13 protein-coding genes and 2 pseudogenes are annotated in these 14,492 nt (G+C 60.1%); 3 read left to right on the forward strand and 12 right to left on the reverse strand.

Annotation, left to right across the window (positions count from 1 at the left end; genetic code table 11):
- Nucleotides 1-12: 12 nt before the first annotated feature.
- From AQUI_RS0122685 to AQUI_RS0122700, 4 genes are all read right to left on the reverse strand, one after another.
- Nucleotides 13-876 (reverse strand): hypothetical protein, encoded by an 864-nt coding sequence (locus tag AQUI_RS0122685; protein ID WP_027259570.1) that lies wholly within the window; start codon nucleotides 874-876, stop codon nucleotides 13-15.
- Nucleotides 877-1,246: 370 nt separating this feature from the next.
- Complete coding sequence (locus AQUI_RS28640; RefSeq protein WP_245596962.1) at nucleotides 1,247-1,783, reverse strand: tyrosine-type recombinase/integrase; 537 nt, start codon at nucleotides 1,781-1,783, stop codon at nucleotides 1,247-1,249.
- A gap of 271 nt (nucleotides 1,784-2,054) precedes the next feature.
- The gene (locus AQUI_RS30965) at nucleotides 2,055-2,363 is read right to left on the reverse strand and encodes a hypothetical protein (RefSeq protein WP_156916902.1); all 309 of its coding nucleotides are present in this window, start codon (nucleotides 2,361-2,363) and stop codon (nucleotides 2,055-2,057) included.
- Nucleotides 2,364-2,555: 192 nt separating this feature from the next.
- Complete coding sequence (locus tag AQUI_RS0122700; RefSeq protein WP_027259572.1) at nucleotides 2,556-3,161, reverse strand: hypothetical protein; 606 nt, start codon at nucleotides 3,159-3,161, stop codon at nucleotides 2,556-2,558.
- A gap of 569 nt (nucleotides 3,162-3,730) precedes the next feature.
- Here AQUI_RS0122700 and AQUI_RS32090 point away from each other — a divergent pair.
- A pseudogene (locus AQUI_RS32090) lies at nucleotides 3,731-4,997 on the forward strand (IS3 family transposase).
- A 94-nt stretch (nucleotides 4,998-5,091) separates the two neighbouring features.
- Here AQUI_RS32090 and AQUI_RS0122715 read toward each other — a convergent pair.
- Entirely contained in the window at nucleotides 5,092-6,111 is a 1,020-nt protein-coding gene (locus tag AQUI_RS0122715) for an IS110 family RNA-guided transposase (protein WP_027258110.1), read from the reverse strand.
- Between the two features lie 86 nt (nucleotides 6,112-6,197).
- Between AQUI_RS0122715 and AQUI_RS30980 the strand changes: the two are divergent.
- A pseudogene (locus AQUI_RS30980) lies at nucleotides 6,198-6,332 on the forward strand (IS3 family transposase); the annotation flags it as partial.
- Between the two features lie 34 nt (nucleotides 6,333-6,366).
- Here the strand turns inward: AQUI_RS30980 and AQUI_RS0122720 are convergent.
- Nucleotides 6,367-6,684, reverse strand: a complete 318-nt coding sequence (locus tag AQUI_RS0122720; protein ID WP_027259573.1) for a hypothetical protein — start codon at nucleotides 6,682-6,684, stop codon at nucleotides 6,367-6,369.
- Between the two features lie 136 nt (nucleotides 6,685-6,820).
- Between AQUI_RS0122720 and tnpB the strand changes: the two genes are divergently transcribed.
- Nucleotides 6,821-7,249 carry an IS66 family insertion sequence element accessory protein TnpB gene (gene tnpB, locus AQUI_RS30260; RefSeq protein WP_169730824.1) on the forward strand — a complete coding sequence of 143 codons (429 nt, stop codon included), beginning with the start codon at nucleotides 6,821-6,823 and terminating at the stop codon, nucleotides 7,247-7,249.
- Nucleotides 7,250-7,252: 3 nt separating this feature from the next.
- Here tnpB and AQUI_RS0122730 read toward each other — a convergent pair whose 3' ends face one another.
- The 6 genes from AQUI_RS0122730 to AQUI_RS0122755 form a co-directional block, all read right to left on the reverse strand.
- On the reverse strand, nucleotides 7,253-8,866 hold the full coding sequence (locus AQUI_RS0122730; RefSeq protein WP_027259574.1) for an AMP-binding protein: 1,614 nt from the start codon (nucleotides 8,864-8,866) through the stop codon (nucleotides 7,253-7,255).
- A 1-nt stretch (nucleotide 8,867) separates the two neighbouring features.
- Nucleotides 8,868-10,028: an acyl-CoA dehydrogenase family protein gene (locus AQUI_RS0122735; RefSeq protein WP_027259575.1), complete on the reverse strand. Its 1,161-nt coding sequence runs from the start codon at nucleotides 10,026-10,028 to the stop codon at nucleotides 8,868-8,870.
- An 85-nt stretch (nucleotides 10,029-10,113) separates the two neighbouring features.
- Nucleotides 10,114-10,920, reverse strand: a complete 807-nt coding sequence (locus AQUI_RS0122740; RefSeq protein WP_027259576.1) for an enoyl-CoA hydratase family protein — start codon at nucleotides 10,918-10,920, stop codon at nucleotides 10,114-10,116.
- On the reverse strand, nucleotides 10,917-11,369 hold the full coding sequence (locus AQUI_RS0122745; RefSeq protein WP_027259577.1) for a MarR family winged helix-turn-helix transcriptional regulator: 453 nt from the start codon (nucleotides 11,367-11,369) through the stop codon (nucleotides 10,917-10,919). The genes AQUI_RS0122740 and AQUI_RS0122745 overlap by 4 nt, the downstream gene beginning before the upstream one ends.
- The gene (locus AQUI_RS0122750) at nucleotides 11,366-12,091 is read right to left on the reverse strand and encodes an SDR family NAD(P)-dependent oxidoreductase (RefSeq protein ID WP_027259578.1); all 726 of its coding nucleotides are present in this window, start codon (nucleotides 12,089-12,091) and stop codon (nucleotides 11,366-11,368) included. The genes AQUI_RS0122745 and AQUI_RS0122750 overlap by 4 nt, the downstream gene beginning before the upstream one ends.
- Nucleotides 12,088-14,382: a bifunctional salicylyl-CoA 5-hydroxylase/oxidoreductase gene (locus AQUI_RS0122755; protein ID WP_027259579.1), complete on the reverse strand. Its 2,295-nt coding sequence runs from the start codon at nucleotides 14,380-14,382 to the stop codon at nucleotides 12,088-12,090. Before AQUI_RS0122755 ends, AQUI_RS0122750 begins: the two co-directional genes overlap by 4 nt.
- Nucleotides 14,383-14,492 lie beyond the last annotated feature (110 nt).

Consider the following 14,492-nt stretch of genomic DNA (forward strand, 5'->3'; position numbering starts at 1 on the left):
CGCCGATCCTTTTCACGCCTGCAACCCCGCAGCGCGCACCTGCTCGGGCGTCACCAGTTTTGATGTGACCAAATCCTCGATCTGCCGGTTTGTGATGTGGCGGCATAGAGGATGGCGCTCGTGGATCCACTCGGCGAGGCTGGCGCGTCCTTTGGATTCGGCCTCTCGCGCTTTCTCACGATCTGCCTGTATCTGGGCCAGCCCCTTTTCCCAACGTCGCATCTTGAACCAATTGTCGGAGAAACAGACCTTGCTGCGCGTGTAGCCTTCGCTTTCCTTGGCATAGGCTTTGACCGCCTGCAGCAGGTCATCGGGCTCTACCCCGGCTTTCACAGCCGCTGCGATCAGGCGCAGACTGGTCCGCCGGTCTCGGATCCTGTCCTCGGGATAGGCCGCCAAGATCTTCTCAGCTTCAAGATCTTCAACCCCCTCCGCCGCCTCGCGCCTGCGCGTAGGTGGTTTATGGATGGTTTTAGGATGGTTTGGGGTCCACCGTGAACCCCGTACCCCGTTCACCGTGGACCCCGTACCAGGTTCAGACTGGACGGGGTTCACGGTGACCCCCGTCTCAATGTCGGGCTCAGCCGTGGATTCGAGCGCGGCCACGCGCTCCAGAACGATGCGGTAAATGACGGTGTAGCCATTCTTGCACTGCCGCCGCCCCGTCTCGATCAGAATGCCCTCGCGCAAGAAGTCGATGATCGTGCGCTTTACCGTGCTCTCGCTGAGCTCTGTGTGGCGCTGGATCGTCCCCTTCGAACACCAGATACCAGAGCCGTCGTCGCTCGCCTTGTCGGCCAGGAACATAATGATCTGCTTTCGCGCGGCGCTGCCAAAGCGGCGCTCGGCGCATTCGTTTGCGATGCGCCAGCTCATTGAACCACCTCACCGGTCAGAGGCAACGAAAAGTCCGACTGAGCGTTTGCGGTGTGGCGCTGACCCGTGCTAATGTGCTTCGAAAGCTGACACGCTTTTTCTATTTGGCCTCGGTTCACAGTTGCCGCTGTGACGGGGCCTTTTTCGTTTTGAACCGGCGAAATTGGCTTTGAAACTTTCGCTTTTTGTTCACTTTTTGTCAGGGGGTGTTTTGCACCCTTAACCTGTTGTTTTCGCTTGCGCTCTTTCTGGATTGCAAATCCGTGTACACCGGTTCGATTCCGGTACTCGCCTCCAAACAAAATCAATCACTTAAACGTGAAACGCTCGGAACAGACCGGGCATTTTACATCCCATTTTACAATTCCGTTCATGCATTACCCTCCCGCGCAGCGCTCAAAAGGGTCAAAACGTCACCGGTTTCACTCGGGGAAACCTGTGCGTACCGCTCAATCATTGCTGCCGCTGTACGTAGCGACCACCCCATGCAACCTGCAATCTGGGACAGCGAAAGACCGGCTCGAAGCAGGCGGGTCGCGGCGGTGCCACGCGCATCATAAAGGCGCAGGTCATAGCCAAGCCGTTCCGGCGTCATTCCGGCCTTGTCCGGCCATTGCCGTACGCCCTCAGAGGCCCTGTGTTCAGTCAACGGGTTGCCGCTCGCATTGGTGAGGATCAAAAGACGGTCAGATGGGGTGCCGTCGATAATCTCAGCCATGGCCTGACTAACGGACACAAATGCTGATTTGCCCCGTTTGTTGGTCTTGATACGAATCCGCCGCCCGCCCGGTGTGGGTTCAATATGGGCGCGGGAAAGCCGAATAAGGTCACCGAGGCGCATTCCGGTTTCGCACGCCGTCACAAGAATTCTGACCACCCATTCCGGCGCAATCTTTCGTATCGCCATGACATGCTCCGGCACCCAAACAACATCAGAATGGTCAGAGCGGTAGACCTTTTTGAAACTGCGATGGTGCTCCGCAATCCTACCGGCTTCCCGCGCCCAGTTCAGTGTCCGTGTTACAACGGTCCCCGCGTAGTCATACTGTTTCGGAGAGTGTGCCAATCATTCACTTCTGCCCGTGAGGCAGCTTCTTCAAACATAGCGGAGGGGTCATCCCGGAACTCTTCGGAGAACCTCAAGGCCCATTTCCTTTAGTCGGCTTGAGTACGCGGTTTCAGAGCCAAAAATTCAGCCGACTGCAAATAGGCATCACCAGTGCCTCGGTCATCTGGCCGCGTGTCTTCGGCTGGGCTGCTTCCATCGCCGCCGTATAGGCCGAAAAGAATTCTGCGACCTTGGGAAACGGGCGGGCATCTTTCCAAAACCCGGTTCCCTTGCGGCCACGCAAAGAGAAGTAAAAGCACACCGAGCCATCGGCGAGCTTAGCCCGCACACGATGGACCTCGGGAGGCAGATTACCTCGTGGCACGGCGCGCTCTCCGTGCTGCAACAAATCCTTCGGCCTCACCAGATTGCGCCGCAAGCAATCTCTGTGCCTCATCAAGCCTTCTGCGCACTAAAGCCGGATCAAAGTATCCCCTGCGGCCCGGAACAGGTGTGATCCTCATTGAAACGCACCAGCCCCGAAAAGCTGCATTGGTTCCCGAGTAGCCTAAGCGGGAAGCCAGATCCTCAGATGAAACCAGTTCAATACCCAGTGTCCCTAGCGGCTCCATCACCCGGCCTCCGTCATGAAGGCGGCTGTGAAGCAGATACCGAAGGATGACGCGATCCTGCGGCAAAGCTGGGAAACATTCAGCACGATACGCGGAGCGACACTGCCGCCGCCTTCAACCGCATGTACGATCATTGCCGGATCGCTGATGCCCCGCTTTGCCGCAAAGACAGGATTTCTGTCAGAAACGAATGTCAGCCGCTTGTTGTGAGGCTTGACCTCGCCAACCGAGTAAATCAGGAACGTCTCACCTTCGGCATACAAGCGCCCCGGCATGCGGTCTAAAACAGGGTCCAGAGGTGCGCTTTCATCATATCCATAGGCCCCGCCAAGCTCGCCTGGGAAGGCGAATTCCGCGCCAGCAAGGTAGGCACTCCGCACCTCAACCCCACAGTCGATCAAGGCGAATGCGATGGCCCCCTGCGTAATGGCTTCAATCGAAATATGACGGTGTTTCCCGCGCCCCGGCCCGAACGACGAAACGAAGTTCACCTCAGCGGCCACATGGATTTTGTTCGTTTCCAGATGGTTCTGCCAGCGGCGGGAAGTGTTCCCCATCGCTTCAAGAGCCTTGTCGGCAGGAAAGTAAAGCGCGTTGTCTGACATGGTTCAAGCTACCTCCAGTTGAGTTAAATCACAACAGACATGGTGCTTCCATTACCATAGGCAGAGCATTGTTGCGCAAATTTCCCCTCATCGTGACGCTACCTGCGTACAGCGCAACAGATTTTTCAGCAAAGTACCGCGAATACCCGCTTCCAGCCATAAGCGGACATGGTCAATTTGCATACCAGTATGAGGAGATTACTCGCGGCATTTGCCAAGTTAAGGGAGGGTCGAAACCCAAGCGCTCAATTCGGAAATCGCAACAGCAAGCTGCCGTTGAGGTGAAACGCTACTATTTTTTGCAACATAGGCTACCGGGCCGCCTTTGTGGATGATGCCCAATACGGAGTAATCTTCGGTCATTAAGGGACCACCGGACATCCCTTGTCCGAGCATTTGAGACACCTCAATCAAAGGCACAGCGCTCTTGGTAGTCAGGGAGCTAATGCTTCCCTGCCTAACATTAAGTTGGTCACCCGGACCGTAGGTTGGGAAGCCCGGTCATCCCCCCCGATTTTAAGGGGATGCGGAAGTAGAATTTTCTCGGCAGGATGAACGAGGAGATTCCGATGAAGAAGACCCGATTCACAGAAGCCCAGATCATGGGTGTGCTGCGCCAGATGGAGGGCGGTGTGCCTGCCGCCGAGCTGTGCCGCGAGCACGGGAGTGAGGTGGAATAGGAATTGATCCAGTGGATCAATTCCCCGCCGAACCAGCGCCACGCTGTACAAGTGGCGAGCGAAGTACGGCGGCATGGACGCCAGTCTCATCAGTGAGAGCGAGCCTTTGTCCGCCATTGATCCGAGGGCAATGGCGAGCGGCGATGGCCGAGGAGAACCGGCGGCTGAAGCGCATGTACGCTGACGTCAGCATGCAGAACGACCTGCTGAAGGAGGCGCTCGGATAAGTAAGATCCTGAACGCCACTGGTTCGAGAGAAGGATCGAACGATCCGGCCATCCATTGCCCGGCAGGGCATTGCGAAGCAATGTCCCGAGAGGGTCAACGCCGAGAGTTGGCCGTGAAAGCGGTGGCGATGAAGGGCGTCAGCATTGCGCTGGCATGCCGGGCGTTCGATGTCAGTGAGACGTGCTATCGGTACAGCCCGGAACTGGACGAGGAGAACGAGCAAATCGCCGACCTGCTTCTTGGACTGACGGCTGCAAGGAAGACTTGGGGCTTTGGCCTGTGTTTCCTGTATCTGCGCAACGTGCAGGGTCATAGGTGGAACCACAAGCGGGTTTACCGGATCTACCGCGAGCTGGAGCTGAACCTGCGGATCAAGCCGCGCAAGCGTCTGAAGCGGGAAAAGCCGGACGAACTGGCTGTGCCTGAGGCCCCGAATGAGGTCCGGTCGATGGGCTTCATGGCCGACAGGCTGGNGGNNGGANGGCAATTCCGGCTGCTGAACGTTCTGGACGACTTCAACCGCGAAGGGTTGGGCATTGAGATCGGCTTTTCACTGCCTGCGGAACGGGTTGTTCGAGCCCTGAACCAGATCATCGAATGGCGTGGTGCCCCTGGGACAATTCGAGCCGGCAACAGCCCGGAATACGTCAGTGGCACCCTCATGGAATGGGCCGAGAACCGGGGCATCACCCTGGCCTGCATCCAGCCCGGAAAGCCCCAGCAGAACGCCTATGTCGAGCGCTGCAACCGGACGGTCCGGCACGAATGGCTTCTGCGGATGGCTCCTGCATTGCAAGAGTTTATTGTGACTTCAACGGTGGTCTGTCAGTACAGTCGTCTGTCCGGCCTGTTTGCGCAGCATTTTCAAAATACTGCTGGCCCTGATGTGTTCCGCAAGCGAGGTTCCAATCGGGTTAACGAACTCTGAGGTTCACGCCATTCGCCGGAGTGTCCTGGCTCTTGGTTGACTTGTTCCGCGTCATCACTTCTTTCGTCTTGCATCTCGTGGCGGCGCTGCCGCGTTATGCGACGGGCTGCCGGTAGTTCTGTTTTTTTGTCAGAATTGCCCAGATAACCCGCGCTGACTTGTTGGCCATCGCAATGGTCGCCAGCCGGAATGGTTTTTGTACGAGGATATTAGCGGTCCACCGGTCGGCGCGCTCGGGATGGGTTTTGGCTTGCAAGGCGCGCGACGTCATACCAACGACCAGCAACTTGCGGAGGTACCTGTCGCCCATTTTCGTGATCTTGCCGAGCTTCTCTTTGCCACCGCTGGACTTGTTGCGCGGGGTCAAGCCCAGCCATGCAGCAAGATCCCGACCAGTTCTGAACTGGTGCCCGTCGCCAATTGTCGCGACCATGGCTGACGCTGTAATTGGCCCGACACCCGGTATGCGCGTCAGGCGGCGGCAGTTTGCGTCAAGCAACGCATGTCGTTTGATGAGCTGGGTGTATCCGTCGATCCGCGCATTGAGCCCCAGCAGCTGATAGCACAGCGTTCCCAGAATACCGTTGGCTAACTCGGGCATGTCCAATTGATCCCCATCCATATGGCTTTGCGAAAAGCGGTTCACGGCTTCTACGCCTGCCGGCAGAACATGCCCAAATTCTCGCAGGATGCTAAGGATCGTGTTTACAACCTGAGTTCTCTGCCGGACCACGAGGTCGCGGGTGCGATGCACGGTAAGGAATGCCTGTTGGTCCTTCGACTTTATCTCAACAAACCGCATTGATGGCCGCCGGACTGCTTCGCAGATCGTCTCAGCATCAACCGCATCGGTCTTGCCGCGCTTCACATAAGGTTTGACATAGAACGCTGGCATCAGGCGGACATCGTGCCCGAGCTTGCGCAGCTCACGGCCCCAGTAATGTGCCGATCCGCACGCTTCCATGCCAACGGTGCAGCGCGGCAGGGTTTCGAAAAATGTCAGCAGCTTCGCCCGCCTAATTGTCTTCTTGAAAATCACGCGTCCATTCTCGGAAATTCCGTGAACCTGAAACACATCCTTGGCCAAATCCAGGCCGACTGTTTTAACTGTCATAGGGTGGCTCCTCTCCTGGCAGGCCATGACAACTGCATTATGGCGCATTGCGACGCCGGGGGAGCAGGAGCCATCCACTCCATCCGGACTTATACATTTTCGAAAGCATCGAAGAGGTCCAGCAGATTGCCACCGGGTGGCTCTGGTCCTACAGCCATAAACGCCCGAACATGGGCAACGGCGGGATGACACCTGCACGGAAACTGAAGATGGCCGCGTAAAATTCTACGGCCAAGCCCCCGCAAAAACGGGGGATTACCACATCTCAACGATGAGGTCGATGCCGCCCCATTGGCCAATCAACAGCTCACCCCAAGCACCATAGATCAGCGCGGACAGGCCCGTCCCTGACCCTTTGGTAAGGTCGCTGGGAACATTGTTGCTGAACGCGGCCCGCGTACCGCCGATATTGAAGCCGTCGTTGTCTGCGCTGAGAATTGCACCACTACCATTTGCCATTTTCTGCGTGGACAGAAGGAGCGCTTTGACTTTGGCATTTGACAGAAAGCCAAGCGAAGTCATGGGCACATTGTGCTGTTCGACTTCGGCGGTGAGAGCCATGATCTCGGGCATAAACAGCGCACCGCCGTCAGGACCAAACGGAACTGATCCAATGCCCGGCGTGTTGAGAACGCGGCGTTGTAGCTGGACCAGCTCGTTGTGCGATCGCGGGAGGGGGATGGTTTGTTCATGCGGACCGTGTAACCGTATGGATTCCTTACGTGAATCCTCAGAAGTCAGAGTTCTGCAACAACGCCCCTCACAGGGCATCCGGATTCTGGTGGCAGCGAAACCGGTGGCTCGCCATTGGGCTCAAACCAATGGCGCCCAAGGCTCGCTCCGCAAAGGCCATGACGGCCTGGCTGCGCTCGTGCAGTCAGCGCTAGCGGAAGATCCGTTCACCGGCAGGGTCTTCGTGGTCCGCGCCAAACGGGCGGAGCCCAGCGGCCTCGTCATGGCATACAAGCGCCTTGAGGAGAGCACGTTCACCCGGTCCGCCATCCGTGACGGGGCGATGACCTTAAACCGTGCCCAATTCGAGGCGCTGTTTGCCAGGCTGGACTGGCGGCGGGTGCGGCAGCTTCCCGGCCAGCGGCTTGACAGACACCAGCAGGATAAGCCCCAGGAAACGCCCTGACAGCTAGGCCTTCAGCCTGAAACGCTGGATCTTGCCTGTCTCGGTCTTCGGCAATGCTGCGGTAAATACCACTGAACGCGGATACTTGTAAGGCGCGATTTCCGACTTCACGTGATCCTGCAGCAGCTTGACCAATTCATCCGACCCCGCCTGCTCATCGGCCAGCACTACATGCGCTTGCACGATCTCGCCGCGCGCTTCATCCGGGACGCCAATCACCGCGCATTCCGCCACCGCTTCATGCGCCAGCAGGGCGGCCTCCACTTCAGGGCCCGCAATGTTGTAGCCCGCCGAGACGATCATGTCGTCGTTGCGGGCGGCAAAATGCAGATACCCGCCGTCATCACGGATAAAACTGTCGCCTGTGATATTCCAACCGTCCTGCACGTATTCAGCCTGCCGGTCATCAGCTAGGTATCGGCACCCTGTGGGCCCCCTGACTGCCAGCCGCCCGACCTCGCCGTGCTGGGCCTCGTTGCCATCCGCATCCAACACTTTTACCTGATAGCCGCCTACCGGTTTGCCGGTGCAAGCAGGCCGGTGATCGCTGAACCGGTTGGTAATAAAGATATGCAGCATCTCGGTCGCGCCGATCCCGTCCAGCATCGGTTTGCCGGTCTTCTGCATCCACTCATCATAGACCGGTGCGGGCAAGGTCTCGCCGGCCGACACCGCCGCGCGCAGCGAGGACAAATCCGCCCCCTCCTCCATCGCCCGCAGCATAACCCGGTAGGCCGTCGGCGCGGTAAAGCAGACGGTTGCCTTATATTTCTCGATGATCTCAATGAGGTTCGGCGGCGTGGCATTTTCCAGCAGCGTCGCCGCGGCACCAAACCGCAAGGGGAAGATCGCCAGCCCGCCCAGACCAAAGGTGAAGGCCAGCGGCGGCGAGCCGACAAACACATCCTCGGGCTGCACGTCCAAAACGTCGCGCGCGTATCCGTCGGCAATGATCAGCAGGTCGCGGTGGAAATGCATCGTCGCCTTCGGCGATCCCGTAGTGCCGGAAGTGAAGCCCAGCAGCGCCACGTCATCGCGGCCGGTTTTCACCGCCTCGTAAGTCACAGGTTTTTCCAGCGCCAGCCGGTCCAGCTCCGCATCATGGTTGGAGGTGCCGTCAAAGCCTACAACCGTCTTCAGGAACTTCGACTCCTTGGCGCAGGCCACCAATTCGTCCTTCAGTCTAGTGTCGCACAGCGCGTGGGAAATCTCGGCTTTGTCAATGATCTTGGCCAGCTCGCCCTTGCGCAGCATCGGCATGGTATTAACCACCACCGCACCCGCCTTGGTCGCCGCCAGCCAGCAGGCCACCATCGCCGGATTGTTGGCGGAGCGGATCAGCACCCGGTTGCCGGGCTTTACGCCCAGATCCTCAGTCAGAACATGCGCCAGCCGGTTGGTCCAGTCCGCCAGCTCCTTGTAGGTGCGGTAGCGGCCGTTGCCGATCAGCGCGGTCCGGTCGCCGAACCCCTTTTCCACCATCGCATCGGTCAATTCGACCGCGGCGTTCAGGTACTCGGGGTACTCAAACCCCTCCAACAGAAACTCAGGCCACTGATCCGCCGGCGGCAGGTTGTCCCGGGCAAAGGTGTCCGCATGCGCGGTTGGTCCCAGCATCTCAGTTCCCCCGCTGAAAGGCGCCAAGAGTCTGGCGGGCAATCACCACCCGCTGCACGTCCGAGGCGCCCTCATAAATCCGCAACGCCCGGATTTCGCGGTACAGCTCCTCCACTTTCTGGCCCCGGCGCACGCCGTCGCCGCCATGCAGCTGCACCGCCTTGTCGATCACAGCTTGTGCTTGGTCAGTGGAAAACAGCTTGGCCATCGCGGCCTCCCGAGTGACCCGCGCGGCGCCTGCATCCTTGGCCCAGGCCGCGCGGTAAACCAGCAGTGCGCTGGCATCCACATCCAGAGCCATATCGGCAATGTGCCCCTGCACCATCTGCAAATCAAACAGCGGCGCCCCCTGCACCTGGCGTTCCGTCACCCGCAGCAGCGCCTCGTCCAGCGCCCGGCGGGCAAACCCCAGCGCTGCCGCCGCCACGGTGGAGCGGAACACATCCAGCACCGACATGGCGATTTTGAAGCCCTGCCCCGGCTGCCCCAGCAAGGCGGTTTCAGGGACCCGGCAATCCGTGAACCGCAAGGTCGCCAGCGGATGCGGCGCAATGGTTTCCAACCGCTCGACAACCTCGAACCCAGGCAGGCCTGCGGGCACGACAAAAGCACTCAGCCCCTTTGCCCCTGGCGCCTCGCCAGTACGGGCAAACAGCGTGTAGACATCGGCAATCCCGCCATTAGAGATCCAGATCTTCTCCCCCTTCAGCACATAATGATCGCCGTCCAGCGTGGCGGTCATGGTGGAATTTGCCACATCCGATCCCGACTGCGGCTCGGTCAGGGCAAAGGCGGAGATTGCCTTGCCTGCCCGCGTGAGCGGTAGCCATTCCGCCTGCTGCTCCGGTGTGCCGAACAGCGAAATGGCGCCGGTGCCTAAGCCCTGCATAGCAAAGGCAAAATCCGCCAGCCCGTCATGGCGCGCCAGCGTTTCGCGGATCAGGCACAGGGTGCGCACGTCCAACCGCTCGCCTGCCATGGCGCCGGAGTGCTGCGTCCAGCCACCCGCGCCCAAAGCTGCAACCAGCGCCCGGCAGGCGGCATCCGTGTCCGCATGATCGATGCCCGCCAGATGCGCCCCGGCCCAGGCCTCCAGCTCCTCCGCCAGCGCCCGGTGCCGATCCTCAAAGAACGGCCAGTTCAGAAACGACTTGTCCGCCATGGCGCGGCCCTCCCTGTTTCACCTTTGTTCAAATACTCCCGCCGGAGGCTCCCATACCCTCCTCCGGCCCGCGGCCAAATGCGGCTCAATCGCCCTCGAACACCGGCTTTTCCTTGTTCACAAAGGCATGAAACGCGCGCTCAAAATCCGCCGTCTGCATGCAGATCGCCTGCGCCTGCGCTTCGGCTTCGATCGCCTGTTCGATCGACATCGACCATTCCTGCGCCAGCATTGTTTTGGTCATCATGTGGCCGAAGTTCGGACCGGCTGCGATCCGCTCCGCCCAGCCCTGCGCCTCACCCGCCAATTCATCCGCCGCAACCAGCGTGTTGTGAAAACCCCAGGCATGCCCCTCTTCGGCGCTCATCGACCGGCCGGTATAGAGCAGCTCCGCCGCCCGCCCCTGGCCGATGATCCGCGGCAGGATCGCGCAGGCACCCATATCGCAGCCCGCCAGACCAACCCTGGTGAACAGGAATGCGGTCCTGGCCTCCGGTGTGGCGATGCGGATGTCTGAGGCCATGGCGATAATCGCGCCTGCGCCAACACAGATCCCATCAATCGCCGCAATCACCGGCTTGCCGCAGGTCACCATCGCCTTAACCAGATCGCCGGTCATCCGGGTAAAGGCCAGAAGCTCCTTCATGCTCATGCGCGTCAGCGGCCCAATAATGTCATGCACATCGCCGCCCGAGCAGAAATTGCCGCCGTTGGAGGCAAAGACCACCGCTTTGACGCTGTCGTCATAGTGCAAATCCCGGAACCAGTCGCGCAGCTCGGCGTAACTGCCGAATGTCAGCGGGTTCTTCCGCTCCGGCCGGTCCAGCGAAACCGTGGCAACCCCCTCCTCGATCCGGCACAGAAAATGCTTCGGCTCCGTGTTCACCTTCATGCCTTACCTCCCTCGTCCAACCGCCGCGCTACCGCGTCCAAGCTTTCCGCAATCGCTTGCGCCTCATCTGCTGTCAGCCCATCGAAGGCCGCATTGATCCAGCCTTCATGCGCCTCGGCCTGGTGCGAAAACTCCGTCTGGCCGGCCGCCGTCAGTCGCACCAGATTGGCGCGCCGGTCGCCCTCAACCTTCTCGCGCAACACATGGCCGTCCTCGACCAGCCGCTCGACAATGCCGGTGACATTGCCGTTCGACACTTTCAGAACGCCCGATAACTCACTCATCTTCAGGCCTTTTTCATGCTGCATCAGCGCCGCCATCACATCAAACCGCGGCAGCGTGGTTGCAAAATCTCGCCGCAGGTTCTCGCGCACGTCGCTTTCCACCGCCTTGGTGGCCTTCAGCACCTTCAGCCACAGCCGCAGCCGGTCTTTTGATGTCGTGCTCAAATCTCTCCCCCCGAAACGCTCATCGCGTGCCCGTTGATCGAGGACGCACCCTCGGATGCCAGAAACACTGCCGTTGCGGCCACTTCTTCCGGTGCAATCAGCCGCTGCATCGGATTGCCGCCCACTACCATCGCCAGCGCCTTTTCCCGCGCAATATCATGCCGGGTCATCAGCCCGCTGATCGCGCTCTCCGCCATCTCGGTGTCGACAAACCCCGGGCAGATCGCATTGCAGGTGATCCCCCGCTTGGCCACGCTCTGCGCCACCGACCGCACCAGCCCCAGCACCCCGTGTTTGGAGGCGGCATAGGCCGGAATTTGCGCTCCGCCCTGCAACGACGCAGTGGAGGCGATGGCAATCAGCCGCCCGCCCGGTTCCATGCCCGCCCGCAGCGCGGCCCGGAAGGTCAGGAACGTACCCGTCATGTTCACCGTCAGAGTCCGCTGCCAATCCTTCAGGTCAACATCCTCAATGCGGGCCGCAACTCCGGTCCCGGCATTGGCAATAACCACGTCGTAAGGTGCATCGAACAACGCCTCCACCTGCGTTTCATCCGTCACATCCGCTTCCCGGACATCCAGATTCAGCCCTTCCGCTGCCGCTTCGAGCGGTGCCTGGCGGCGTCCGGCGATGGTGACATGGTATCCTTCCGCGGCGAAGGCATGGGCAATTGCCTTGCCGATGCCAGTACCGCCGCCTGTTACCAGAACCCTGCGTGTCATGCCCGGATCACCTCCGCTTCACGGTCAGCAAGGCGCCAGGCCTGATCCCGCCCCGCGTGATAGGGCAGCGGCCAGTTTCCATACCGGTCGCCGATCCGTGCGGCCTCATGCAGCGTCCAATAGGGATCGGCCAGATGCGGGCGGCCGACGCAGACCAGATCGGCCCGCCCCGCCATCAGGATCGAATTGGCATGGTCCGCCTCATAGATATTGCCGACCGCCATTGTGGCAATCCCGGCCTCGTTGCGGATGCGGTCGGAAAACGGCGTCTGGAACATCCGGCCATAGACCGGCTGCGCTTGCGTTGAGGTCTGCCCGGCGGAAACATCAATGATATCCGCACCCGCCGCGGTGAAGGCCCTGGCAATCTCCACCGCGTCCTCCGGGGTGACGCCGTCATCGCCCACCCAGTCGTTGGCAGATATCCTCACCGACATCGGTTTTCCCTCCGGCCACATCGCGCGCATGGCCTGGAACACCTCCAACGGATAGCGCAGGCGGTTTTCCAGGCTACCGCCGTACTCATCACCCCGAATGTTCGATTTTGGCGATACAAAGGACGAAATCAGGTAGCCGTGCGCCGCATGAAGTTCGATCATATCGAATCCGGCGCGCTCTGCCATCTGCGCAGACGCCACGAATTCGGCCTTGATCCCATCCATTTCCGCCCGCGTGATCTCCCGCGGGGCCGGATTGTTGTCCGACCACGGGATGGCCGACGCAGATACCGTTTCCCAATTCCCGTCAGGCAAGGGCGCGTCCATTTCCTCCCAGCCCAGCTGGGTTGAGCCCTTGCGGCCCGAGTGGCCGATCTGGCAGCAGATCTTAGCGCTGGTCTCGCTATGGACGAAATCCGTCAGCCGCTTCCACGCCGCCTCATGCTCCGGTGCATAAAGCCCAGGACAGCCCAGCGAGATCCGGCCCTCAGCTGACACACAGGTCATCTCGGTATAGACCAGCCCCGCCCCGCCCTTGGCGCGCTCGCCATAGTGGATCAGGTGCCAGTCTGTGGGGCACCCCTCCACCGCTTTGTATTGCGCCATGGGGGAGACCACGATGCGGTTCTGCAGCTCCATCCCGCGCAAACGGTAGGGGGCAAACATCGGCGGCCGCACCGGCGCATTGGCAGGCGCTCCGACCTTGCCCTGAAACCACTTCTCGGCGCTTTGCAGCCAGTCAGGATCGCGCAGCCGCAGGTTCTCGTGTGAAATCCGTTGCGACCGTGTCAGCAGCGAGTAATTGAACTGCACCGGATCCATGTCCAGGTAGCGCTCAACCTCCTCGAACCATTCCAGCGAGTTGCGCGCCGCCGACTGCAGCCGCAGCACATCCAGCCGCCGCTCCTCCTGATACCGCTCAAACGCGCGCTCCAGCGTCGGCTCGGCACTGACCAGCTCCGCCAGCGCGATGGCGCTGTCAAAGGCCAGCCGCGATCCCGACCCGATGGAGAAATGCGCGGTGGCCGAGGCATCGCCAAGCAGTACCACGTTCTCGTGGTGCCACTTCTCGCACAGCACCCGCGGGAAATTGATCCACACAGCCGCACCGCGCAAATGCGCAGCGTTCGACATCAGCCGGTGCCCACCCAGATGACCGGCAAAGATCGCCTCGCAGGTACGGACGGTCTCCTCCTTGCTCATGCCCTTGAACCCCCAGGCCTCCCAAGTCTCGGCAGAGCATTCGACAATCACCGTCGCGGTGTCCGCATCGAACTGATAGGCGTGGATCCACATCCAGCCGTGCTGTGTCTTCTCAAAGATGAAGGTAAAGGCGTCGTCGAACTTCTGATGGGTGCCGAGCCAGATGAACTTGCAAGGCCGCACGTCGATTTCCGGTTCAAAGTGTTCCGCGAACTCATTGCGAACACTGGAATTCAACCCGTCGCAGCCCACCACCAGATCATAGTCTTTCTGATATTCCACGGCGGATTTGGCCATGGTTTCAAATTGCAGGTCGACCCCCAGTTCGCGCGCCCGGTCCTGCAGCAGGAGCAGCATCTGCTTACGCCCGATCCCGGCAAACCCGTGCCCGCCGGACACCGTGCGGGTGCCATAGTGCACAACCGCAATATCGTCCCAATAGGCAAAGTTTTTGCGGATCATCTCCGCGCTCTTTGGGTCGTTAGCGCTGAGGTTCTCCAGCGCATCATCCGACAGCACCACGCCCCAGCCAAAGGTATCATCAGGTTTGTTGCGCTCAATCACCGTGACCTCAGTCTCGGGCTGGCGCAGCTTCATCGAGATAGCAAAGTAAAGACCCGCAGGCCCTCCTCCCAAACAGGCGACTTTCATGATCATCCCTTCCCGCTCAGCGCACGTCTCTGAAGGTCAGGATAAGCAGGTCCCAAAAAACTTCAAGTATAAAGTTTTAAGCTTGAAGCAAATCGGCACGAAGCTTTAGC

This window comes from Leisingera aquimarina DSM 24565 (assembly GCF_000473165.1).
GTDB classification, from domain to species: domain Bacteria; phylum Pseudomonadota; class Alphaproteobacteria; order Rhodobacterales; family Rhodobacteraceae; genus Leisingera; species Leisingera aquimarina.